The 24105-nt window shown below is 62.8% G+C and carries 20 protein-coding genes; 12 read left to right on the top strand and 8 right to left on the bottom strand.

Annotated elements, in window-relative coordinates:
- Nucleotides 1-30: 30 nt before the first annotated feature.
- The 7 genes from FF124_RS08800 (at nucleotide 31) to FF124_RS08770 (ending at nucleotide 6663) form a co-directional block, all read left to right on the top strand.
- A complete protein-coding gene (locus tag FF124_RS08800; protein WP_138748114.1) occupies nucleotides 31-837 on the top strand; it encodes a citryl-CoA lyase in 807 nt (268 codons plus the stop codon).
- A gap of 11 nt (nucleotides 838-848) precedes the next feature.
- Nucleotides 849-1994 carry a CaiB/BaiF CoA transferase family protein gene (locus tag FF124_RS08795; protein ID WP_138748113.1) on the top strand — a complete coding sequence of 382 codons (1146 nt, stop codon included), beginning with the start codon at nucleotides 849-851 and terminating at the stop codon, nucleotides 1992-1994.
- A gap of 41 nt (nucleotides 1995-2035) precedes the next feature.
- On the top strand, nucleotides 2036-2431 hold the full coding sequence (locus FF124_RS08790) for a YciI family protein (RefSeq protein WP_246072316.1): 396 nt from the start codon (nucleotides 2036-2038) through the stop codon (nucleotides 2429-2431).
- Between the two features lie 24 nt (nucleotides 2432-2455).
- Nucleotides 2456-3529, top strand: coding sequence for a C4-dicarboxylate TRAP transporter substrate-binding protein (locus FF124_RS08785; protein WP_138748112.1), 1074 nt, complete (start codon nucleotides 2456-2458; stop codon nucleotides 3527-3529).
- Between the two features lie 9 nt (nucleotides 3530-3538).
- The gene (locus tag FF124_RS08780) at nucleotides 3539-4102 is read left to right on the top strand and encodes a TRAP transporter small permease subunit (protein WP_138748111.1); all 564 of its coding nucleotides are present in this window, start codon (nucleotides 3539-3541) and stop codon (nucleotides 4100-4102) included.
- Complete coding sequence (locus FF124_RS08775; RefSeq protein WP_138748110.1) at nucleotides 4099-5412, top strand: TRAP transporter large permease; 1314 nt, start codon at nucleotides 4099-4101, stop codon at nucleotides 5410-5412. Before FF124_RS08780 ends, FF124_RS08775 begins: the two co-directional genes overlap by 4 nt.
- Nucleotides 5413-5553: 141 nt before the next feature.
- Nucleotides 5554-6663 carry a mannitol dehydrogenase family protein gene (locus FF124_RS08770; protein ID WP_138748109.1) on the top strand — a complete coding sequence of 370 codons (1110 nt, stop codon included), beginning with the start codon at nucleotides 5554-5556 and terminating at the stop codon, nucleotides 6661-6663.
- 6 nt (nucleotides 6664-6669) lie between these two features.
- On the opposite strand, the gene FF124_RS08765 is transcribed toward FF124_RS08770, so the two are convergent.
- The 5 genes from FF124_RS08765 to FF124_RS08745 form a co-directional block, all read right to left on the bottom strand.
- Nucleotides 6670-7800, bottom strand: a complete 1131-nt coding sequence (locus FF124_RS08765) for a transporter substrate-binding domain-containing protein (protein ID WP_138748108.1) — start codon at nucleotides 7798-7800, stop codon at nucleotides 6670-6672.
- A 31-nt stretch (nucleotides 7801-7831) separates the two neighbouring features.
- A complete protein-coding gene (locus FF124_RS08760) occupies nucleotides 7832-8977 on the bottom strand; it encodes a calcium:cation antiporter (RefSeq protein WP_246072314.1) in 1146 nt (381 codons plus the stop codon).
- Nucleotides 8978-9188: 211 nt separating this feature from the next.
- Complete coding sequence (locus FF124_RS08755) at nucleotides 9189-13358, bottom strand: translocation/assembly module TamB domain-containing protein (protein ID WP_138748107.1); 4170 nt, start codon at nucleotides 13356-13358, stop codon at nucleotides 9189-9191.
- 128 nt (nucleotides 13359-13486) lie between these two features.
- Nucleotides 13487-15415: an autotransporter assembly complex protein TamA gene (locus FF124_RS08750; RefSeq protein WP_138748106.1), complete on the bottom strand. Its 1929-nt coding sequence runs from the start codon at nucleotides 15413-15415 to the stop codon at nucleotides 13487-13489.
- Nucleotides 15416-15656: 241 nt separating this feature from the next.
- Nucleotides 15657-15929: a YMGG-like glycine zipper-containing protein gene (locus FF124_RS08745; RefSeq protein WP_138748105.1), complete on the bottom strand. Its 273-nt coding sequence runs from the start codon at nucleotides 15927-15929 to the stop codon at nucleotides 15657-15659.
- Nucleotides 15930-16364: 435 nt separating this feature from the next.
- Between FF124_RS08745 and hemA the strand changes: the two genes are divergently transcribed.
- From hemA to FF124_RS08730, 3 genes are all read left to right on the top strand, one after another.
- A complete protein-coding gene (hemA, locus tag FF124_RS08740; RefSeq protein WP_138748104.1) occupies nucleotides 16365-17579 on the top strand; it encodes a 5-aminolevulinate synthase in 1215 nt (404 codons plus the stop codon).
- Nucleotides 17580-17665: 86 nt separating this feature from the next.
- Complete coding sequence (locus FF124_RS08735; RefSeq protein WP_138748103.1) at nucleotides 17666-18784, top strand: serine hydrolase domain-containing protein; 1119 nt, start codon at nucleotides 17666-17668, stop codon at nucleotides 18782-18784.
- A 63-nt stretch (nucleotides 18785-18847) separates the two neighbouring features.
- Nucleotides 18848-19540, top strand: a complete 693-nt coding sequence (locus FF124_RS08730; RefSeq protein WP_138748102.1) for an SDR family NAD(P)-dependent oxidoreductase — start codon at nucleotides 18848-18850, stop codon at nucleotides 19538-19540.
- Between the two features lie 3 nt (nucleotides 19541-19543).
- On the opposite strand, the gene dxr is transcribed toward FF124_RS08730, so the two are convergent.
- Nucleotides 19544-20707, bottom strand: a complete 1164-nt coding sequence (gene dxr / locus FF124_RS08725) for a 1-deoxy-D-xylulose-5-phosphate reductoisomerase (RefSeq protein WP_138748101.1) — start codon at nucleotides 20705-20707, stop codon at nucleotides 19544-19546.
- A gap of 211 nt (nucleotides 20708-20918) precedes the next feature.
- Between dxr and FF124_RS08720 the strand changes: the two genes are divergently transcribed.
- Nucleotides 20919-21800 (top strand): 3-hydroxybutyryl-CoA dehydrogenase, encoded by an 882-nt coding sequence (locus tag FF124_RS08720; RefSeq protein WP_138748100.1) that lies wholly within the window; start codon nucleotides 20919-20921, stop codon nucleotides 21798-21800.
- Here the strand turns inward: FF124_RS08720 and cueR are convergent.
- On the bottom strand, nucleotides 21767-22222 hold the full coding sequence (gene cueR / locus FF124_RS08715) for a Cu(I)-responsive transcriptional regulator (RefSeq protein ID WP_138748099.1): 456 nt from the start codon (nucleotides 22220-22222) through the stop codon (nucleotides 21767-21769). The genes FF124_RS08720 and cueR overlap by 34 nt on opposite strands.
- Before the next feature lie 129 nt (nucleotides 22223-22351).
- On the opposite strand from cueR, the gene FF124_RS08710 reads away from it, so the two are divergent.
- The gene (locus FF124_RS08710; protein ID WP_138748098.1) at nucleotides 22352-22756 is read left to right on the top strand and encodes a GFA family protein; all 405 of its coding nucleotides are present in this window, start codon (nucleotides 22352-22354) and stop codon (nucleotides 22754-22756) included.
- A gap of 326 nt (nucleotides 22757-23082) precedes the next feature.
- Here the strand turns inward: FF124_RS08710 and FF124_RS08705 are convergent, their stop codons facing one another.
- Complete coding sequence (locus FF124_RS08705; RefSeq protein WP_138748097.1) at nucleotides 23083-23985, bottom strand: LysR family transcriptional regulator; 903 nt, start codon at nucleotides 23983-23985, stop codon at nucleotides 23083-23085.
- Between the last annotated feature and the right edge of the window lie 120 nt (nucleotides 23986-24105).

Genomic DNA, 24105 nt, shown 5'->3' with positions numbered 1-24105 from the left:
TTATTTCGCATACCGAAAAGGGAGTTTGTTGTGCGAATTGGAAAACAAGACGGCGCCTTCACCGCAATTGCTGAATCCGATGCCGAAAGCATCACAGTGCGCGGTCATGACCTGTGCAACGACCTGATCGGCAAGATCGATTTCAGCGACTATTTCTGGCTTCTCGTCACCGGTGAAAAGCCGAATGCCGCCCAGCGCCGCATGATGGATTCCTGCCTTGTCGCCATTGCCGAGCATGGTCTGGTTCCAAGTGTTCAGGCCGCGCGCATGACGCTTGCCGCGGGACCCGATGCCTGGCAGGGCGCGATGGCGGCCGGCATTCTCGGCATGGGCAGCGTGGTTGCCGGGTCTTCGGAACAGGCCGGCCGCTTTCTCGTCTGCGTTGTCGAGGCTGCAGACAAGATGGGCGGCGATATCGAAAAAGCGGCAACGGAGGCCGTGACCCAGCTCAAGGCCGATCGCCGGAAGGTGCCGGGCCTCGGCCATCCCCAGCATTCCGGCGGCGATCCGCGCGCCAACAGGCTGCTCGCAATCGCCGACGAGGAGGGGATTACCGGCCGCCATATCGAAGCGCTTCGTGTGCTTGCGGATGTCGCGCCCAAGATCGTCAACCGTCCGCTGCCGATCAATGTGTCCGGCGCCATCCCGGCAACGATCCTTGATGCCGGCTGGCCGGTCGACGCGTTGAAGGCCGTGCCCATTCTCGCCCGCACAGCCGGTCTTTCCGCGCATCTTCTGGAGGAGAGCCGGCGTTCCATCGGTTTCATCATGTCGCACAAGGCCGATCTCGCGATCGAATATGACGGCGAGAAGCCCAAGAACAAGAACGCGGAATAGGGAGAAACCGCATGGTCAAGATCCTCAAGGACATAAGGGTTATCGAGCTCGGGACCTATATCACCGGGCCGGCTGCCGCCATGCATCTCGGCGATCTCGGCGCCGATGTGATCAAGGTCGAGAGGCCGGGCGCGGGCGATCCCTTCCGCGCCTTCAAGGGCGGCCTCTATTCGCCGCACTACCAGACCTATAACCGCAACAAGCGCTCGATCGCGATCGACACCAAGGACCCGGCCGAACTGGCCTTCCTGCTTGATCTCGTCTCCACCGCCGATGTGTTCATCCAGAACTTCCGACCCGGCGTTGCCGAGCGGCTCGGCGTGGGCGAGGCGGATCTGCGCAAGGTGAAGCCGGATCTGATCTATTGCGCGATCTCCGGTTTCGGCCAGTCGGGTCCGGCGCGCGACCGCCCGGCATTCGATACTGTGGCCCAGGCGGCCAGCGGCTTCCTGCGGCTGGTGACGCCGCCGACCAATCCGCGGGTCATCGGGCCGGCGATTGCCGATGCGCTCACCGGGCAATACGCCGCCATGGCCATTCTCGCCGCGCTTCTGGAGCGCACGAGCACCGGCAAGGGCCGCCGCATCGATATCTCGATGCTGGAGGCGATGACCCATTTCAACCTCGACAGCTTCACCCATTACTTCGCCGTCGGCGAAGTCATGGGGCCGCTCTCGCGCCCGACCGTTTCGCAGAGCTACACATTCGAGTGTTCCGACGGAAAATGGGTGGCGATCCACATGTCCTCGCCCGCCAAGTTCTGGGAAGGGCTGCTTCAGGCGACCGGACAGGAAGGGCTTGCCGATGATCCGCGCTTTGCCGAACGGCTGGAGCGCATCCAGCACCAGGACGATCTCATCGACATCCTGACGCCCGTCTTCAAGACCGAAACGCGTGATAGCTGGTGTGAGAAGCTGCTTGAGGCCGGCGTGCCCCATGCGCCGGCTTACGACAGCGACGAAGCGCTCGATGATCCGCAGGCGCAGCACCTGAAGATCGCCGTCGAGATGGATCATCCCGAAAAGGGAAAGACCAAGACCGTGCGCCCACCCTACAGCTTTGACGAGGCCGTCGAAACCGAGATCGGCGCACCGCCGCTGCTTGATCAGCACGGCGCGGAGATCCGCGCCGAGATCGCCCGCCGCAAGGCCGGCTGATCGGCGCATTTCGCAACGGCCACAAGGAGAAGGTGACCGCCATGCAAGAGACAGAGACCGTTCCGGCGGCAGCCGTGATGGAAGCCAGTAAGGCCATGCTGCAGAAGAAGCTCTTCGCCATCTTTACCGAGGCGACCAACGGCATGGGCCCGGTGTTTGAGAACATGGAGGCCCATCTCGCCTACCAGGTCGGGCTGGAACGCGACGGGGTGCTCTATGCCGCGGGCCCGCTCTTTTCCGATGACGGCGAGCGCTGGGCGGGCGAGGGCATGGTGATCATCCGCGCCGAAAGCGCGGAAGCGGCAACCGAGATCGCGCGCAACGACCCCATGCACAAGGCCGGAGCGCGGCGTTTCAGGGTGCGCCCCTGGATGATCAATGAGGGCCGGGTTTCGGTCCGGCTCGACTATTCCACACAGACATTCGTGATCGACTGAACGCATCTTTCGGGAGGAGAAAACATGCGTAATTTTCTGAGACTGACGACCGTCGCCATGGTGGCGATGCCCTCGGCGCTGTTCGCGCAGGAAACCATCAACCTGACGGTGGCCTCCAGCCATCCGACGGTGATCCCGTGGGTCGGCATGATCCAGACCCACTTTATGGCGAAGACCGACGAGATCCTCGCCGAGACCGGCGATTACAAGATCAATTGGAACGAGGCCTTCGGCGGCCAGCTCTACAAGGCGAATGCCACGCTGTCTTCCGTCGAGGAAGGTATCACCGATATCGGCTGGGTCTTCTCCCTGCTGGAACCGGCGAAACTGCCGCTCAGCCAGGCGACGAGCTATGCGCCGTTCTCCACCGCCAATCCTCAGCTTCAGCTGGAGGTGATGGAAGACCTGATGGAAAACAACGAGGCCTTCCGCGAGGAGTGGGAGCAATATAACCTCAAGGTTCTCGGACTGACCGGGACCGACATGTACGACATCTACACCAAGGAGCCGATCGAGGGCATCGCCGATATCGACGGCATGAAGATCTCAGCCCCCGGCGTGCTCGGCACCTGGCTGCGCGGAACCGGCGCCAATGCCGTGGACGGCGCGCTGACCACCTTCTACACCGATATCCAGACCGGCGTTTCCGACGGCGTGCTGACCCTTGCGCTCGGCGCGAAGCCGGCGAAGCTCTATGAGGTCGCGCCCTATCTCAACCGCTTCGATGCGGCCGTGTCCTTCTCCGGCGCGATCGCCATCAACCGCGATGTCTGGGAGACGCTGCCGACCGAAGTTCAGGACGCGATGATCGAGGCCGGCAAGTATTACACCGCCGCCCACGGCGCGCAGCTTCTGGAAGGCCATGAGGCTGCCCTTCAGGCGATGGTGGAACTCGGCGCCGAGCAGAACCCGCCGGTGACCCTCGTCGAAATGCCTGAGGAGGAACGTGAGGCCTGGGTTGCCATGCTGCCGGACCTTGCCGGCGAATGGGCCGATAACCTGGAAGCCCAGGGCCTTCCGGCGCGCGAATTCCTAAACGCCTATATGGACGGTCTGCGCGAGCGCGGCGAGACGCCGATGCGCGACTGGGACCAGTAGGGCGGCCCGATGTCATCCACCACCGAAAGCGCCCGTCATCCTGACGGGCGCCCGCCGAAAGTCCTCGGGCGGACCTGGCACATACTTGTCGATGGTCTGGCGGCGCTTGGAACCGTGCTCATTCTGGTGCTGATGCTGGTCATCTCCGCCGACATCTTCATGCGCAACCTGCTGGGCTCGTCGCTGCCGCTGGTTTCCGAACTCGGCGCGCTGCTGCTGGTGATGATCGTCTCGTTGCAGCTTGCCACCACCATCCGCGCCGACAGGCTCGCCCGGACCGAGATCTTCTTTCCCGCCTTCAGGCTGAAGCGGCCGGTGGCCGGCAGCCTCCTTTCGGCAGTCTTCAATCTCACCGGTGCGGCGATGATCGGCCTGATCGCCTGGTCGAGTTTCCTGATTCTGCAGAAGGACTGGGCGTCCGGCGAATATATCGGGGTGACCGGCATTGCCACCCTGCCGGTGTGGCCGTTCCGCGCCTTCATCGTCCTCGGCGTCAGCGTCGCCGCGCTCGAATTTCTCGTCCGCGCGGTGAGCGATCTTGTCGCCTGCCGAAACGCCGGAGATCATCCATGAGTCCGCTCGAAATCGGAGGCCTGGCGATCGCCGGCCTGCTTGTTCTGATCTATGTCGGCATGCCGATCGGCGTCAGCATGCTGTTCGTGTCCTTCATCGGCGTTGCCGCCATTCGCGGCGAAACGGTCTCGATGCGCATGCTCGGCGCCGTTGCCAACAACTCGCTGAGGGAATATCTCTACGCCATCGTCCCGCTCTTCGTGCTGATGGGTCTCCTGGTGACGATCTCGAAAGTCGGCAAGGATACGTTCGACGTGTTCCAGCGGCTGATGGGCCGGATTACCGCCGGGCTTGGCATCGCCACGGTCTTCGCCAACGCCGTATTTGCCGCGATCACCGGCGTTTCCATCGCCTCCGCCACCGTTTTCAGCCGGGTCGCGGTGCCGGAGATGACGCGCCACGGCTATACGGCCAAATTCGCCACCGGCGTCGTTGCCGGCTCCTCCGTGCTCGGCATGCTTATCCCGCCCTCGCTGCTGATGATCGTCTATGCGGTTCTGGCCGAAGAATCGGTCGGGCGGATGTTTCTTGCCGGCGTCGGTCCGGGGCTTCTTCTGGCGGTTGCCTTCTCGATCACCATCTTCCTGCTGGCATGGCTGAAGCCGGATTTCGTCTTCACGCCGGAAAAGCCGGAAACCCACGACGCGGAGATCGGCTGGCTGGCGCTTGCCCGCAAGGCGGTGCCGATCATCTTCCTCATGCTGCTCGTGCTTGGCGGGCTCTATGGCGGTTTCCTCAACCCGACGGAGGCCGGGGCGGCCGGTGCGCTCGGCGCCCTCTTGATCGCGCTTCTCCGCCGCTCGCTGACGCCGCGATCCTTCTGGAACCTCCTGGTGGAGACCGGACAGATCACCGTTTCCGTGTTGTTCCTGATCCTTGCGGCAACCTTTTTCAGCCGCATGCTGGCGCTTTCGGGCGTGCCGCGGTTTCTGGCGGAGACGATGCTGTCCGGACCTCTCGGCCCATACGGCTTCCTGCTGCTCTACCTGTTGCTGATCATCGCGCTCGGTTGCCTGATCGATTCCATCTCGATCATGCTGATCCTGTTGCCGATCGCGCTGCCGGTCGCGGAGGCCGCAGGGTTCGACCTGATCTGGTTCGGCGTGCTGACCGTGGTGGCGGTCGAGGTCGGGCTGCTGACGCCGCCATTCGGCCTTTCGGTCTATATCATCAAATCGGCGATCAATGACTGGTCGCTGAAGGTTTCGGACATCTTCAGGGGTGCCTTGCCCTTCGTCGGCGCCATGCTGGTCTCGCTGGCGCTGATCGTCGCCTTCCCGGCAATTGCCACCTGGCTTGCGCGCCTTTGATCCCGAGGCGCTGCCGCAATCGTCGGCAGTGCCAGACGACGCATCCCGAAGGAGAACCTGCCGCCTCTTTTTGACAAAGGTGAATTTAACGGAGATTATGTCTGCTCTCTATTGTGAGATGCACAGTAAAGGCGCTCTCCCATGCTGGCGACTCCGATCGTGCAGTTCGGCACCAGCCGATTTCTCCAGGCCCATGCGGACCTCTTCATTTCAGAGGCGCTAAAGGACGGAAGGGCGCTCGGCCCCATCACGGTGGTGCAGACGTCGGGGGATCCCGGTCGGGCGAAAAGGCTGAAAGCCCTTGCCGTGAAGGCCGGTTTTGACGTGCGGGTCCGTGGCCTCCTGCAGGGCACGCGGATCGATGATGTGCGCACCGTCACCAGCGTCAGCAAGGCCCTGTCGACGGATCTCGATCGTCCGGAGGTCGAGCGCGTGTTGCGTGACGAGGCGGAGATCATTCTCTCCAACACCACCGAGCATGGGTTTCTGCCACGCCCGGCCGACGGTGGACCGACGTTCAGCCAGGCCATGTCCTTTCCGGCGAAGCTTGCCCATCTCCTGTTTTCGCGCTTTGCGGAAAATGCCCGACCTCTGCAGATCATGCCCTGCGAGCTGCTGCACGAAAACGGCGCGGCGCTCAAGGCGCATGTCCTGCCGGTCGCCGAACGGCTCTCGGCCGATTACGCGCGCTGGCTTGAGACCAAGGTTCTGTGGGTGAACTCGCTTGTCGACCGGATCGTGTCGGAACCGCTGGAGCCCGCAGGCGCGGTGACCGAACCTTATGCATTGTGGGCGATCGAAGCCTGTGTCGGGTTGACGCTTCCCTGTGCCCATCCGGCGCTGAAGGTTGTCGGCGATCTCGGCGACGTCGAGACGATGAAGCTTTTCATCCTCAATCTCGGTCACACCTATCTTGTCGAAAACTGGAGGCGTTCGGAGGGCGGGCAGGCCTTCGTGCGCGAATTGATGGATGACAAGACGATCCGCAAGGACCTCTTCAACCTTTATATGGACGAGGTGCTGCCGGCCTTTGCTGCCGAGGGGCGTAGCAGCGAGGCGGATCGCTATATCGACGAAACGCTTGACCGGTTTGCCAACCCCTATCTCGACCACAGGCTTGCCGATATTGCCCGTAACCACGCGCAAAAGGTCGAGCTTCGCATCGGCGGCTTTCTGAGCTTCGCCAACCACGCGGTTCCGGGTTACCGCGCGCCGAGGCTGGAAGCGATTCTCGCGCGCCACGCAGAATGAGACGTCTTATCGCTCGTCGCCGAAATATCGCTGGCTCAGTTCCTGCACATAACCGCTTTCCTGCAGGGCGAGAAGACGCACGGTGACCGGATAGATCAGCGTGTCCTGGCCATAGGGCAGGGCGAATCCGAACTTGTCCGGCGCAAACAGCCGCCCGACGACATCGAGACCGAGCCCCGGATTCTGCGCCCTGTAGTATTCCAGCACCGGCGCATCGGCGACCAGCGCGTCGACTTCGGCGCTGCGCAAGGCGTCGACCGCCTCTTCGATCCCGCCATAGGTGACGAAATCATAACCCTGCCTGCGGGCCAGGGTCTCCGCGGTGGAGCCGCGGAAGACGCCGACCGTGCGGCCCGGCAGGTCGTCGGGACCGGTGACGCTGCCGGTGATCGCGATATTGGTCATCACGCTGGTGACGGAGGATGTGACATAGGCGACGACGGCGATGCCGATGACGAGCCAGAAGGCGGCGAACAGACGGCCGATCCAGCCGAACAGCTTTGTGCGGCTGGGAAGCGATCCTTTCGTGACCACCAGCATGACCGCATAGAAACTTTCCGCCACGCCGTCGCGCCAGCGGCGGGGAAAATTCTTGTCGAAATGGCGGTCGAAGAAGGTGAGCCCGATCGTGCCGAGAATGATGAATACCAGAAGCCAGGCGTAATAACGCAGGTAGCCGGCTTCGGCGAGCCCGTTCCAGACATTGATAAGCGAGGAAGAGGAACGGTCGTCGACCATGACCCTGAGGCCGGAGTCGAACCAGGGCTGGGTGAAATCGACCACTTCGGCCCGGTCCTCGGTGATGGAAATGGCGCCGACGGCGACATCGAGCTCTTTTGCCCGCACGGCGGCGAGAAGCTCGGCGACCGTGGCATATTCGACATAGGTCGCCTCGATATTGAGCCCGTCGGCGATCTCCTTCCACAGTTCGGCGGCCATGCCCGTGAAGCGGCCTTCATCGTCGCGCGTGACGAAAGGCGGCGTGACGCGGTAGCCAACGCGCACCTCGCGCGGCGCATCCGCCTCCTGCGCCCATGCGCCGGGTTGCCCGGTGAAGGGCGCCGCCAGCGCAAGCAGGAAGCCGACCAGAATGCCGAAGCCCGCCGCGTAGAACCGTGCTCTTTCCGTGTTCGCCATATCGCGCCTGTTCCTTTCCCTCTGCCGACGTCTACCCGCTGTAGCTTAGAATGAGAAATGCAATGAAAATCAGAAAATGCACTGCCCCTTGAAGAACATGCGTGCGGCCGCTGGAAAACGTGACGATGCTGACGGCGAGGATGACGATCAGAAGCAGCATATTGGCCGGCTCGAGGCCGAGTTCGAGATCGAGACCGAGCAGGCTTGAGATGGCCAGCATGATCGGAACAGTCAGGCCGATGGTTGCAAGCACCGAGCCAAGGAAAATGTTGACCGAGGACTGAAGCCGCCGGTTCATGGCCGCGCGCACGCCGCCGATCCCCTCCGGCGTCGTTACCAGGATCGCCATAAGAATGCCGCCGATCGTCGTCGGCGCCCCGAGTGTCTCGATCACATAATCGACGGGCCGCGCGAACTGTTCGACAAGGAAGACCACCGGAATGATGTAGCAGAACAGGAGCAGGACATGGAGCGTCGTCGGCGCGTCGGATGCCGCGTGCGTTTCCTCCGCGCCCTCTTCTTCCACCGGCTGCGAGAAGTAACCGCGATGCCGTCCGGTCTGGATCAGCAGGAAAATGATGTAGAGTCCAGCGGCCGTGCCGCCGACCATGACCTTCTGCAGGCCTGTCAGCGTCGGCCCGGCGGTCGAAAGCGTCAGGTCGGGCAGGATCAGGCTGAAGGCCGCAAGCGGAATGATCACGCTCAGATAGGCATTGGCGCCCTGCAGGTTGAAGGTCAGCTCCCAGTGGCGCAGCGCGCCGAGCAGAAGCGAGATGCCGACCATGCCGCCCATGATGATCATGACCACGGAAAACAGCGTGTCGCGCACAAGGGCGGGGTTGTTCTCGCCATGCAACATCACGGCGGTGATGCTCATCACTTCAATGCCGGTGATGGAAAGCGTCAGCACCAGCGTGCCGAAGGGTTCGCCGAGCCGCTCAGAAAGCGCTTCGGCATGGCGGACGACGCCGATCGCGGTTGCGAGGATGACGAAGAACAGCCAGGCCATGACCGGCACGAGATGAAAGGGATTGCCGAGATTGGCGAAGATCCGGTCCTCGAAGATGAGGACGAGAAGACAGGTCAGAAGCGTGAGCCCGAGTGTGCGTTCACGGCGGAGCACGCTCCCCAGCGGAGGGTAGGGTGCTTTCTTCGAAGCAGCTTCTGGCGTCGGCAAGCGCTCATCTCCTTAGAGCGCCGTGCGTCCATTCGGACCAACAAAGGACGCTCTAAACTATTGAATCTACGCATCGTGCTTTCCGAAAATCGATTCCGATTTTCGGGTCGATGCGCTAGCGTATCGGCACAGGGAAAATCACGCTGCGCCCGCCACATCTTTCGATTGCCATGATATCGCCATCATTTCAACTGCCGGGACGGCAGGCGGTCTAGTATTCCTTCTCGTAGAAGATGCCGCCGCTGGCTTCGCCTTGAGAACCCGCCGATCCCTTGACGATGAAATTGCGGCCAATATCGATGTTGACGCTCGCCCGCGTGCCGGTATCGCGGCTTTGCTCGACTTCGACATAGGTGTTGCTGTTCAAATACTTGCCGATGCTGACGGCGGTATTGCCTGTCGAGTCGGTCGTCACGTCGAGATTGTCGATGCCGAGAACGTCACGGATCGAGCCGAACAGCGACTGGTTGGTGCCGCCGGTCAACTGGATCACCGCATCGGCAAGCTGGGCGATCTGCAGGGCCGAGAGGTTCGACGAGGACTGGTTGAACAGAAGCTGGGCCAGTATCTCGTCATCGGGCAGGGCAGGCGTGGAACTAAGGCTGACCTGCGGATCGTTCGCGACGCCGGACAGAGAAATGGTGATCGCGGTCGAACCGGCATTGGTCTGCGCCTGCAGGTCGATGAGCGGCACCAGCGCGCCGCCGAAGGTGATCCGGCCTCGGTTGAAATCGAAACGCCGGTTGAGGATCGACAGACGACCCCGGATGAGGTCGAAGCCGCCGGTGATGACCGGGTCGGCCGTGGTGCCGGAAACGCGGATCGTGCCGCCAAGCTCGGCGTCGATGCCGCGCCCCCTTACGAAGATCGCGTTGGGGGCCGCGATGGTGATGTCGAGGTTGAAGGACGAGCGGGCATCGGTCGCCTGCTGCGGGGAAAGCGCGCTGGCCTGCCTCAAAACGGCGGCCGAGGCATTTTCGTGCACGATGTTGATGTCGGCGATGGAGGCCGGCAACCGGTCTGGGATAACGATGGCCGTCCGGCCGAGATCGAGCCGGCCGGAGAGCGTTGGCTGGCCGAGAAGCGGTCCCTCGAGGCTCAGCGCGCCGTTCGCCGTCGTCGTCAGGAGGCGTCCGTCATTGATGACCGCATTGTCCGCCGAAAGCCTCAGCGAGGCCTGGAAATCGCCGGAAAGCGCGATGCTGCCGCTGATCGTGACCGTGCCGCCCGCGGCGAGACGCCCGGTGATGTCTTCGACGACGAGCCTGTCGCCGGAGGCCGAGACGCGGCCGCGGATATTGTTGATCGCCAGATTGCGCCTCAGATCGGTCACGCTGTCGATATTGACGTCAATGCCGCCGGAGTAGGACGGCGCCTGCACGCTGCCGCCGACGGTCATGTTGACGTCGGCATTGCCCGAGACCGCATAGCCCGCATTGGCGGCGACGACCGAGACGAGCGCGAGCGGCAGCCGTCCGTTGACGGCGATATCGAGCGGCATATTGCCGGAAAGACCGACTGAACCGGTCGCCCGGGCCGAAAGGCCCTGCGCATTGGTCAGCCTCGTGTCGGTGGTGACGCGATTGCCCTCGTAGCGCCCGGTGGTGGTGATGTTGAAGGATTGTCCGCCGATCGCCGCGTTCTGCGCCACATTGGCGTTGCTCCACGTCAGGTCGTAATTGGCGGAAGGGCTTGCAAGAGAGCCGCTTGCCGTCACCGTGCCCGAGATCGTGCCCTGCGCGCCGAGGCTCGGAACGAAATTATTGGCGATCGCGGCGTTGATGCCGGAAATATCGACATTGAGATTGAGACGCTCGCCGACGCTGCCGCGGGCGCTGACCGTGCCGCCGCCGATGCCGATGCCGAGGTTTTCGATATTGGCCGTGCCGTCGGCGATCATGATCCTTGCCGGCTGGGCAAGACTGAGCGCGAGCGACATGGGCGAGCCCTCGAGCCTGGTGATCTCGATTTCCATCGTCTCCGCGCGCGTCACCTTTGCCGACGCGTTCACCGGCTGGCCGTCATAGCGGGCGGAAAGGTCGAAGCTTGTCGTCACGCCCTCATTGCGGGCCGAAAGGGAAATGTCGCTGACATTCTGGCCGCTGGCCGAGACCGATCCGACGGTGATCTTGCCGTTCGCCTTCAGTTCGGCAAGGTCGGAGACGGTCATGTCGGCCTCGATGTTGCGCGCCGTGACGGTCGCGGCGGAAAGCCGGTCGCCGGAGGCATTCACCGACAGGCCCAGCTTGTTATCTGCATTGTCGAGCGCGATCCGGCCGGAAATGTCGCCGGAAGCCTCCTGGCCGGCGAGCCCGGCAAGAAGCTTCAGGTCGGGAAAATCGAAATTGATGCCGCCGGCCGGCAGGAAGCTGTCATTCAGCGTCAGGTCGCCGGAAAGCGTGTTGCCGCCGACCGCGCCGTCGATCCCCGAAATCTCGATCTGACCGTTCGATGAGGCGACGTTGGCCGCAAGCGAAAGCGGCGCATCGGCATAGGTTCCCTTTGCCGAGACCGTACCGGAAGGCGCGGCCGGATCGGCCTTGCCTTTCAGCGAAAGCGAGAAATCCTTCAGCGTCTCGCCGGAAAGGACCAGATTATCGGCGCTCGCCGTCGCTTCGATATCCGGCGCGGAAAGTGGGCCGTTGACCGAAGCGGTAATCTCCGCCGCGCCGCCCACCTGCGGGGCAAGCGTGCCAAGTTCGGAGAGAGCCGCCTTCAGCGTGGCGTCGATCGTATCGCCGGAAAGGGCGACGTTGCCAGTCGCGCTGACGAGGCTGTTTTCGATCTTGAGGTCTGAAAACGTATAGTCGGCGGTCGCAAGATTTGCCGAAAAAACGGTTTCGATCCGGGTCATGCCGCTGATCATGTCCGACGCCGGCGCAGGCAGGGCATCGGCGAGAACGAACAGGCGCGCATCGCCCGAAGCCTTCTGGCTGTCCAGATCGTAGGAAATCGACATCGTGCCGCCGATACTGCCGCTTTCAAGCTCGGCGGCGGCGACCTTGAGCGTTGAACCGGAGAGCGCGATGGGCGCGGACAGCGAAATAGGCGCTTTGACCAGCTGGTTCAGGTTCTCGTTGTCAAACGAGATGTCCTCGACCGTCAGCGCGGTCTCGAGCGCACCGTCCCTGCCTTTGAGGTCGAGGTCCGTTCCGCTGGCGACAAGGGCAATGCCGTCGGCGCTCACCTGTGGCATCGACAACCGGTCGAGCGTCACGGAAGTCTGGAGGTCGGCGTTGTCGGCCGCGCCCGTCAATGCCAGCGTGGCGTTTTCGATCGCAAGGTCGAGCGTGTCTTCGCCGAGCGGCCAGGAGAAGGGCACCGCTCCGTCCGTGCCGTTCAGCGTCGCCTTCAGGTCGTTATTGCCTTCCGGATCATAGGCGCCGGAGGCGGCAAGCGCGAAGCTGCCGGTGGTGACATCGCCTTTCGAGATGGCGATCCGGCCTGAGGGCGAAAGGGTGACCGCGATGTCGAGCTGGGTTGTCCCTTCGACCAGGCTGGCGAAAGCCTCGGGCGCAAGCGGCGCGAACTGGCCGCTGCCGGTGACCGTCACCGTTCGTTCGCCGGCCTCGTCAAGCTGGTGGCGGATATCGATTTCGCCGAGTGCGGAGCCGGAGAGCTCGGCCGTCACCTTGCCCTGCCAGTCGGAAAGCGGACCGTCGCCGTCAACGCCGATATTGAGCGCCGGCGCGCCGGGCAATTGCATCAGCGTGGCGACGATGCCGCCCTGGGGCTCGTTTACTTCCGCCTCGAGATCGAGCCGGTTGTCGGCAGGCGCATATTCGAGGTCGGCCTTGACATAGGTTTCCGGCCGGGCCCGGTGTTTCGCGTCCAGAGACGCGGCGATCGCGTCGGAAAGCGCGGTGACGCTGCCTGCGGCGGAAAGCGGGTAGTCCTCGCCGAGTACGGGAGCGGCGATATCGATCTGGGGAAAGTCGAAGCGGTCGATCTCGACGCCGATCGGCAGCGAGAAGCCGCCGCCTTCACTCTTCTCCTTGGGCGCGGCGTCCGAGGCGACCGGCAGACGCTCAAGCGTCACTGACTGCGCGGAGAGGCTCGCCGCCTTGAAACGACCGTTGAAAAGGGCGAGCGGCGACCAGTCGAGCGCGACATCCTCCACCGTCGCATAGGGCCCGTTAATATCCGAAACCGAGACGGATTCGACGGTGAAGTGGCCGGTGAGCGGCGCGCTGACCCTTCCCACATGCACGGCGAAATCAGGCGAGGCGATCCGCTTGGTCACCTGTTGAACGGCAAAATTCGCGCCGAAACCGGTAAAACCCACCAGGATGACGGCGGCGAGCGCGATCAGGATCACACCGGCGATGAGGCCCGCGACCAGCTTTGTCAGAATTCGAAGCGTTGCCGTCAATAGTCTCATCGTCTGGCGGAATCCTTGCTATGCCCATTCATAATCTGGGGCAGTCTATACGCGATGGAAGGGGGCGAATACAGCGCTGAATAGCGTTGCCGACCCGCACACCTGCCTGCGGCATCCGAAACGACGGATCAGAAGCTCTGGCCGATCCCCGCATAGATGCCGAACCTGTCGCCGCCGGGATAGCGGTCGAGCGGAAGCGCGACGTCGAGGCGAATGGGACCGAAGCCGGTCAGGTAGCGCACGCCGATGCCGGCGCCGGCGCGGATATCGCTGAAATCGGGGAAATTGTCGGCGGACACATCGGCGGCATCGATGAAGGGCACGACCTGAATGTTCTCGGTAACGCCGATGCGCGCCTCCAGTGTCGCCTCGACATAGGAACGTCCGCCGGTCTCATCGCCATTGGCATTGCGCGGCGAGATCGACTTGTAGGCATAGCCGCGCACGCTGCCGCCGCCGCCGGCATAAAAGCGCTGGTTGGCCGGGATGTCTTCCAGGCTGTCGCCGCCGACGATCGTGCCCGCGCCGAGACGTGCGGCGAGCGTGAAGCGGTCATCCTCTCCGGCCGAAAAATACGTCGATCCGACGGCGTCGAAGGATGAGTAAATCGTGCCGTTGAGGAAGTCGTAGGCCGGCTCGGCGGTGGTGACCAGATAAATCCCCTCCGTCGGATTGAGCGCATCATTGCGGGTATCGCGATCAAAGCCGACAGGCAGCGAGAAGGTGAGGTAGTCTTCGGTGCCGAAGGCATCCTCGATATGGGAGTATTCGGTGGTGGAGCCGAGCGTGATCGTGTTGTAATCGTTCTGTTCGAAGCTGTAGGTGACGGCACCGGCAACCGTCTTTGCGTTATAGGGATCGGGGTTTTCCGTGCCCGCGGCCAGGCTTGCGGTGAACATGCCGGAGGGGAGGAACAGGCCGGGCCTGGTGAAGGTAATGCCGCCGGCATAGTCGAGCGAATCCAGGCCGTCGCTGACGCCGATGCGCGAAACGCCGGCTTCCAGCTTCAGTCCTTCCGCATGGCCGAACAGGTTGCGGTGGCCCCAATAGCCTTCGAGGCCAAGACCGTCGATGGAGGAGACGGTCGCGCCGAAGCCGAAATAGCGGAATTTGCCGTCCTTGACCGTGATCGTAGTCGGCAACTGGCCGTTTTCGTCAAGCGAATCGGCGGTGTTGATCACGACGGAATCGAAGGTCTTCAGCGTGCGCAGCCGGTTGGCGGCATCGGTGAGCTCCTGCGGCGAATAGGCTTGCCCGGCCTTCAGTCGCGAATAGGTGCGGATGAAATCCGGATCGACCGCATCCGCGCCCTTGATCGCGATCGGCCCGAGGTCGGCCTGCGGTCCGGCCTCTGCGTCGATCATCACGTTGATGGTCGCGTTCTCGTGGTTGGCGATGACCTCCCGCTTGGTGATCCTGGCAAAGGGGTGACCGTCATCCTTGAGTTTCGCGACGATGTCCTGGGCCGCCGAGAGAATGGTCGTCGAATAGGCCGGCGTACCGGTGACGAGACCGAGCCGTGAAGGATCGAAATCCACCGGTGCGCCCTTGATATCGATGTTTGCGAAGGTGAAGCGCGGCCCGGCCTCGATATTGACCGTGACGGGCACAGGGTTCACGCGATCGAAATTCGGAAGGCCGACAATGTCCTCGATGTTCTGGCCCTCGATGCTGATAGTCACCAGTCCGCCGTAATAGGCTCGTTCGAAGAGCGAACCGACGAGGATCTGCAGGTCGTCGCGCGCCTTGACGAGCAGGCCAAGATCACCGTCGACCGGCTGGCTCTCGTCGGTGACGAGTTGCGACCGGTTGCGCAGGAATCGCTCCAGCCCGTCATCGCCGCCCGTGACCGTGAAAGTCACATGATAGCGCACCGGATCCTGAACGTTCTCGACCTCTTCCTCGCGCTCGCCCCACAGATGCACGCCGAAAAGGGAAAAAGCGCGCGCCTCGCCGGCACCCGACAACGCCGTCGCGAGCAATGCCGCAGACAGCAGAAGCCCGGCCTTGAACGAGGCGCGGGTGCCGGAATTTCGCCGGTTGGAACGGGTGACCATGGTGTACTCTATACGATGCCGCTGATCCGCTGAATGAATTTATACTTCAGCATATTAGCACGGGAGCAGTCCGCGCATCCCGTCAAAATCCAAAAGCCGGCAACAGCGTTAACCGAACCTTTCGGAAGCGCAATTGTCGGCCGGATAGCGGAAGAAGCCGCATTGCCGCAGCCTGCAGGCGCGGCTTTTCGGGAAGCGATGACCGTCTCCGCAAATCGAAGACGGTCACGCGCATGATGTCTTACCGCGGGCAGTCATCCACATATTCGCGGCCGTAGCGGTCGCGGTAGTAGCACTTGCCCGGCTGGTTTTCGACAGCGCGGCCGACAAGCGCGCCGGCGCCGGCGCCGATTGCGCCGCCGAGAAGGGCGCCGCCGAGGCCGCCGCCGTCAATGGCCGTGCCGATCAGAGCGCCGCTGCCGGCGCCGATGGCCGCACCTTCCTGCGTGGGCGTGCAGGCCGTTGCCGCAAGCGAAAAGACACTGATCAGAAGTCCTGCAATTACTTTGTTCATGATTCCCTCATCACCGATTGGTCGCGCTACGACCGGACGCTCCCCCGGGGTCCCGTGCCTGCCGCCGCTCTCCTTGACCACGGCCGTTCAGCCGGCCGCTTCTGAAAATACATATCCGAATAGCGCTTACGCGGGAAGCAAAAAAGCGCCTGCCGGCGAAGGCCGGATATGCCCGGGGCAGGAAAATAATGTGTCCGGTCAGGGATTTGTTCCCGCTCCCGCAAGGCAATTTCAGGATTTGCTTTTTAAGCGGATCACTTGACCTTGATCAAGAATCGTCTCCAGCGGTTGCGTGTAGAAGCAGTTTGGAATAATTCAAACGAAGGGCCTATTGCCGCACCCCTCTTAAATCTGGGTTTTTGCGGCTTGACGTTGCGCAAACTTCGTCAAATCCTTGCGGAAAACAAAACGGCCTGGCGGTGGAGCACCTGAACGATGGATTTCGAAGCATTTTTCAAAAGCGAATTGGCGGGACTGCATGAAGAGGGCCGTTACCGCGTCTTCGCCGAACTGAAACGGCATCGCGGCGAATTCCCCCGGGCATCGCGTTTCAAGGACGGAACGGCTTCGCCTGTCACGGTCTGGTGTTCGAACGACTATCTCGGCATGGGGCAGTGTCCCACCGTGATCGCCGCCATGCAGGAGGCGATCGAGGCTTGCGGGGCAGGGGCCGGCGGCACCCGCAATATTTCCGGCACCAATTACTATCACGTCAAGCTTGAGGAAGAACTCGCCGACCTGCACGGCAAGGAAGCGGCGCTGATCTTCACCTCCGGATATGTCTCCAACTGGGCGACGCTCGGCACGCTCGGCCAGAAGATCCCCGGCCTGATCATCTTTTCAGATGCGCTGAACCATGCCTCGATGATCGAGGGTATCCGCCACGGCAAGAGCGCCCGCGTCATCTTCAAGCACAACGACCTCAACGATCTCGAAGCGAAGCTCAAGGCGGCCGATCCCGATGCGCCGAAGCTGATCGCCTTCGAATCGGTCTATTCGATGGACGGCGACATCGCGCCCATCAGGGAGATCTGCGATCTCGCCGACAAATACGGCGCAATGACTTATCTGGACGAGGTCCATGCCGTCGGCATGTACGGTCCGCGCGGCGGCGGCGTTGCCGAGCGCGAGGGCCTGATGGACCGTCTGACGATCATTGAAGGCACGCTCGGCAAGGCCTATGGCGTCATGGGCGGTTATATCGCCGGCTCGCAGGCCGTCGTCGATTTCGTCCGTTCCTTCGCCTCCGGCTTCATCTTCACCACCGCGTTGCCGCCGTCGCTCGCCGCGGGCGCCGTGGCCTCCATCCGGCATCTGAAAGTGAGCCAGATCGAGCGCGAGCGTCACCGCGAGCGCGTCGCTACGCTTCGCCGCAAGCTTGATGCCCAGGGCATTCCGCATATGGAAAACAACAGCCATATTGTGCCGGTGATGGTGGGCGATGCCTCGAAGTGCAAATGGATTTCCGACATCCTGCTCGATGATTTCGGCATCTATGTGCAGCCGATCAATTATCCGACCGTGCCGCGCAAGACCGAGCGCCTGCGCTTCACCCCGACGCCGCTCCATACCGATGAGGATATGGACCATCTGGTGGCGGCGCTGCATTCGCTCTGGTCGCAATGCGCGCTGGCGCGCGCCGTCGCGTAATGATCCGTTATCGGGAATTCACTTGACTCGAGCCTCGGCTTTCCGGATCAAACAGGCAATGCTGTTTCTGCTCCGGAGGGCTTCTCATGGAACTTTCGCAACGCGTTGACGCGGCCATCGACCGCGCGATCAACGACGCGCGCATCGTCGGAACCGTGGTCATGGTGTGGCGGAACGGCGAGCCTGTCTATGAGCGCGCCGCAGGTTTTGCCGATCGCGAGGCTGGCAAGCCGGTGTCACCCGACACGATCTTCCGCTACGCCTCCGTCACCAAACCCTTTGTCGCCGCCGCCGCGCTGGCGATGATCGATGCCGGGAAACTGTCGCTTGACGATCATGTCAGCGACCTTCTGCCCTGGTTTCATCCGCCGGGACCGGACGGACGGCAGGCCGAGATCACCATTCGTCAACTTCTGACGCATACGGCCGGGCTCACCTATCGTCCCGGCGCGGGCATTCTTTCTGTCCATGATTCCATCACGGTCGGCATCGAGAACACCGAACTGACGCTTGAGGACAATTTCTCTCGCCACAACACCGTTCCGCTGGCCTACAAGCCCGGAACGGCCTGGGAATATTCGATCGCGATCGACATTCTCGGCGCCGTGCTTGCCGAAGTGGAGGGATGTTCCGTGGAAGAGGCGCTTGACCGCTATATCCTCTCGCCGCTTGGCATTCGCGACACCACCTTCCATGTGACGGATCGCGCGCGCATCGCAGTTTCCTATTTCAATGCCGATCCTGTTCCCCTGCCCATGGGCGAGCCGGAACGCGTAACCTTCGGCCCCGACCGGCTCTACACATTCTCGCCCGAGCGTATCTTCAACGCCCGCGCCTTCCAGGGCGGCGGCGGCGGCATGGCGGGAACCGCCGGTGATGTGATCCGGCTCCTCGAAATGGTCCGCAAGAACGGCGACGGCGTGCTGAAGCCGGAAACGGCAGCCGCCGCGATCCGCAACCAGATCGGCGATCTCAATGTGCGTCCGGGCGTGAAATTCGGCTTTATCGGGGCCGTTACCGAAGATGCCGCGCTCGACAAGTCGCCCCTGCCGAATGGCGCAGTCTCGTGGGGCGGGATCTATGGCAATCGCTGGTGTTTAGATCCCGAAACCGGCACGGTCGCCGTCGCCATGACCAATACGGCACCGGAAGGATGCGAAGGCGCATTCCCCGTCGATGTCTGGCGGGCGGTCTTCGGCAGCTGATCCGCAAGCGGCATTCGGGCGTAGTTCCTTCCTGAAAGGGAGAGACAGATACCAGGAACCGACATGACCAGTCTTGCCGAGGGCTATCGCGCGCTCGTCATCGGCGCTTCCGGCGGTATCGGCAGCGCCTTTTGCGCCGCGATCGGGGCTGATCCGCGCTGCGGCGCCCTCGAAACGCTATCGCGGCGCGAGGATGGGATCGAGATCTTCGACGAGGCCTGCGTGGCCCAGGCGGCGGAGCGGTTTGCGGGTCATTCGTTCGATCTTATCCTCTGCGCGACCGGCGCGTTGCATATTGATGGCGTCGGCCCGGAGAAGACGATCCGCGCGCTTGATCCCGATGCCATGGCACGGCAGTTTTCCGTCAACGCCATCGGTCCGGCGCTTCTGCTCAAGCACTTTCTGCCGCTGATGGCACGTGACCGGAGGGCCATCTTCGCCAGCCTTTCAGCGCGCGTCGGTTCGATCGGTGACAACCACATCGGCGGGTGGATGTCCTACCGTTCGTCCAAGGCGGCGCTGAACCAGATCCTGCGCACCGCGGCGATCGAGGCGCGGCGCAGAAGTCCCCTGCTTTCGCTTGTCGCGCTTCACCCTGGCACGGTGGCGACGCCGCTTTCCGAGCCCTATGCCGGCAGCAATCGTCGGGTCGCGGCCGAAGAGGCCGCCGGAAACATGCTCTCCGCACTGAACGGCATCGCCGAAGGCGAGACCGGTATATTCCTGGCCTATGACGGCAGCCGCATCGAATGGTAGGGGTTACGCCCTGACAAGGCCTGCGGCCCTTAGGCGCGCTTCCGCATCGGCGGCATAGATATCGTCAATATCGACGGCGGCGGGCAGGTGCGAGAGGCTGTCCATCACGGCTTCCGTGATTTCCGCCATTTCGAGAAAGCCGCAGCGCCCTTCGATAAAGGCTTCCAGCGCCACTTCCTTGGCGCCGTTCAAGACCGCGCCCTGAAGCCCGCCGCGCGCCATGGCGACCCGCGCCAGGCGCAGGGCGGGGAACCGGATCTCGTCCGGCGCCTCGAAATCGAGCCGTGCAAGCCTGGCGAAATCGAGCCGTTCGACCGAAAGCGCCGGACGGTTCGGATAAGAAAGCGCATAGCCGATCGCCGTGCGCATGTCCGGCGCACCGAGCTGGGCCAGAACCGAGCCATCGGCGTAGCCCACCATGGAATGGATGATCGACTGCGGATGGACGATCACCTCCACCTGTTCCGGCTTCAGCGCGAAGAGGTGCATGGCCTCGATCATTTCCAGCGCCTTGTTGAACATCGAGGCGCTGTCGATCGAGATCTTCAGGCCCATCGACCAGTTGGGGTGGGCGCGCGCCGTGGCGGCATCGACATGGCGCATTTCCTCAAGGCTCCTGGTGCGGAACGGGCCGCCGGATGCGGTGATGATGACGCGTTCCAGCGCCCGGCGCTGGTTTTCCTCGAACACCTGAAAGACGGCGGAATGCTCGCTGTCGACGGGAACCATTGTGCCGCCGCCGGCGGCAATCGCCTCCATGAACAGGGGACCGGCGGAAACGAGGCATTCCTTGTTGGCAAGGGCAATGTCGGCGCCGGCCTTGGCGGCCTCCAGCGTCGGCTTGAGCCCCGCCGTGCCGACGATTGCGGCCATCACCATGTCATTGTCCATCCGCGCGGCTTCGGAAAGCCCGCTTGTCCCGGCGGCAGGCGTGATGCCCGAGCCGGACAAGGCTTCCTTCAGCGCCTTGTAGCGCGTCTCGTCGGCGGTCACGGCCATTCGCGCGCCGTGGTCGATCGCCTTTTTCGCCAGCGCCTCGACATTGGCGTTGCCGGTGACCGCGGTCAGTTCGAAACTGTCGCGCCCGCCGAGCTGTTCGATCACGTCGAGCGTGTTGAGCCCGATCGACCCGGTCGCGCCGAAAATGGCGATGCGTCGCGTAGACATGCGTTTTATGCCGTTTCCTCGTTATTTCTGAACTAGCCTCTAGCGGTTTTTCATCGCCGGCGACAGGGAAAAGAACATGTTTCGACCGATCCCGAACTTGGCGTCGCAGAGGGGTTGGCACTGGAAATGAGCGGCCCGAGGGACTATCAAGTGGTACGGACTTTCGCGAGCGGCCTGCCGTTCGCCCGGAAAACGAGCAAGGGAGCGCGAAATGGCTGATAACATAAAGCGCATAGGGGTTGTCGGCGCCGGCGCCATGGGCTGCGGGGTGGCCCATGTCTGCGCGGTTGCTGGTTATGACGTGCACCTGATCGACAGCGAGCGCGAGCAGATCGAACGGGCTCTCGCGACGATCAACGGCAATCTTGCCCGCCAGGTCAATTCCGGCAAGCTCACCGATGACGCGCGCAAGAAAGCGCTGGCGCTGATCAGTGGCTCGACCGACCTTCAGGACCTTGCCTCCGTCGACATGGCGATCGAGGCGATCACCGAGGATGAGGCGGCCAAGCGCGCGCTCTACGCGAAGATCTGCCCGATTTTGAAGCCGGAAGCCCTGCTGGCGACCAATACATCGGCCTTTTCCATCACCCGTCTTGCGGCTGCGACCGACCGTCCCGAGCGCTTCATGGGCGTGCATTTCATGAACCCGGTGCCGGTGATGGAGCTGGTCGAACTGGTGCGGGGCATTGCCACGGAGGAAGTGACTTTCGAGACGGCCAAGGACTTCGTTCGCTCGCTCGGCAAGACGCCGACGGTCTCGGAGGATTTCCCCGCCTTCATCGTCAACCGCATCCTGCTGCCGATGATCAACGAGGCGATCTATGTGCTTTATGAGGGGGTCGGGTCGGTCGATGCGATCGACGTCGCCATGAAGCTCGGCGCGCGCCACCCGATGGGGCCGCTGGAACTTGCCGATTTCATCGGCCTCGACACCTGCCTTGCCGGCATGCAACTGCTGCATGAAGGGTTGGCCGACAACAAGTACCGGCCGTGCCCTCTGCTCGTCAAATATGTCGATGCCGGCTGGCTCGGCCGCAAATCCGGCCGGGGTTTCTACGACTATCGCGGCGAGGAACCCGTGCCCACGCGGTGATCCGTTTCGAGGCTTGAGGCCGGCGGGCAGCAATCCTTGTCGCCGGATAGCTCCTCGAGGATCGGGCAATCCGGCCGATGGTCGCCGTGGCAGGTTTCAGCCAGATGCTGCAGCGTGGCCTTCAGGCTGGCGAGCCTTTCGAGCTTGGCGTCGATCTCGGTGATCTTGGAAAGCGCCAGCGCCTTGACCTCGGCGCTTTCGCGGGCGTTGTCGTCATAAAGCGAGAGCAGCAGCCGGCACTCTTCGACCGAGAAGCCGAGGTCGCGCGAGCGGTGGATGAAGTTCAGCCGGTGCACATGGTTGCCGGAATAATCCCGGTATCCGTTGGGCGCACGATCAGCGACGACGAGACCGATTTCCTCGTAGTACCGGATTGTCTTGGGCGGCAGCCCCGACTGGCGTGCGGCTTCGCCGATATTCATCAACGCTCTCCTGTTCTCTGTTTTCCGTAATCTGATGCTGCCATCAGGATTCTTCAAGCCTCGACATGTTGCACCCGGCCGCGCCTCCATGGCATGAACAGCCTCCCTGCGGAAAACGGAGAATGGATCATGGACGTCACCGGTAGCTGCTTTTGCGGCAATGTGCGCTTTGCGGCGAGCATCGACCCCGAGGCCGTGGTCGTCTGCCATTGCGAGCAGTGCCAGAGGCTCTCCGGCTCGCCCTACCGTGTCTCGGTTCTGGTTGCGCGCGAAGATGTGGAGATCCTGAGCGGTGTTCTCAGGGAGTACTGGAAGATGGCCGAAAGCGGCGCCAAGCGCGCCCAGGCCTTTTGCGAAACCTGCGGCGGACCGGTGTTTTCCAGAGGCGAGGGGGAGGCGGCCAATGACTGGGCGCTCCGCTGGGGCCTGATCGACCAGCGCGCCGCCCTGCCGCCGAAACGGCAGATCTGGTGCGAGGCGGCGGCGCCGTGGATCAATGCGCTTGAGATGCTACCGGGCGAGGCGCGGGAGTAGCCCGGGAAGCTCTTTTGAATATCGAGGCCGGCCACCCACGCTGCCGTCACCTCGGCCTGTACCGGGGTTCAGGGCCAGTTGACGGAAGGCTCATTTTCGACTCTTCCAACGTGATCATTTGCCCCTCTCGTGCCGCCCAAGAGCATCGGGCGAAAAAGTGGAATCCGGTTTTCGATAACCCGATGCGCAAAACAAAGAGCTGGATCATCGGACGGTTCAAATTCGCCGACCGGTGGTCTAGATGCCGGCTCAAGCCCGGCATGACAGTGATTTGTGGAAGTCAGTGCCGTAAAAAGATGGCCCCTTTTGACCAGCCAACCCGCAGTTCAATCCGCCATTTCCCGCATCACGGTTCGGATATTCTCCACAAACACGCTTGCAATCGCGGTGATGTTTCGTCGGCCGCCGATCAGCATCAATTGCTGGGTGTCGGACTGGAACTCGCGCACCGGCACATAGACGAGGCGGCCCATGCGGCTTTCGAAGGCGATATCGAAGGGTGTGAGGAAGGTGAGGTAGCCCTCGCTCATGGCAAGATGCCGCATCATCTCGATCGAATTGGCTTCCACCGCAAAAGACATCTGCAGATTGGCGCGGGAGAAGACCTGTTCGATATGCGGGCGGATCGCCGTGGTCGGGTCGGCGCCGGCGACCGGATAGCCGACGCATTCGGACAGGCGCACGCTGGTGGAACGCGCCAGCGGATGGTCCGGCGCGACGGCAAGGCCGAGCCGTCCGATGGCGATTTCAAGAACACTGATATCCGCATCCGCCGGAAAATCGAAGCCGAGGCCCATGTCGGCCTCGCCGGCCCGCACCGCATTGCGGATATCGTCGCCCGTGGTCATCAACATCATTCGCACGCTGACGCCCGGATTGGCGCGCTGAAAACGGCCGACGGCGCGCGGCAGCAGGTTGGCGGCAAGGCCGCTCATCAGCGCGATCGTCACCACCCCGCGGCGCAACCCCTTCAGGTCCTCCATCATCGCCTCGGCGCGGTTCATGCCCTTCAGCGTCTCGCGCACATGGCCGATCAGGATTTCACCCGCGGCCGTCAGCGTCAGGCGTCGGCGGCTGCGATCGAAAAGCTGGGTGTCGAGCGCTTCCTCAAGGGCCGCGATCTGGCGCGAGATGGCGGAGGCGGAGACATTGAGCCGTTCGGCTGTCTTGCGCACCGAGCCGCTGCGGGCGACCTCGTCGAGATAGTTGAGCAGGCGTCCATGCAGCATGGGGCGCTTCCTTTGTTGCCTTGGAGGCAACATTATATGCGAAAATAAGTGCTTTTAAAGCGACAGAAACTGCAGCACCATGACATCAGTGCTGGAGGCGTCATGGACCACCGCAAAGCG

Origin of the sequence: Martelella lutilitoris (assembly GCF_005924265.1) — a bacterium.
Classification (GTDB): Bacteria; Pseudomonadota; Alphaproteobacteria; order Rhizobiales; family Rhizobiaceae; genus Martelella; species Martelella lutilitoris.
This window is presented reverse-complemented; position numbering and strand designations above follow the sequence as displayed.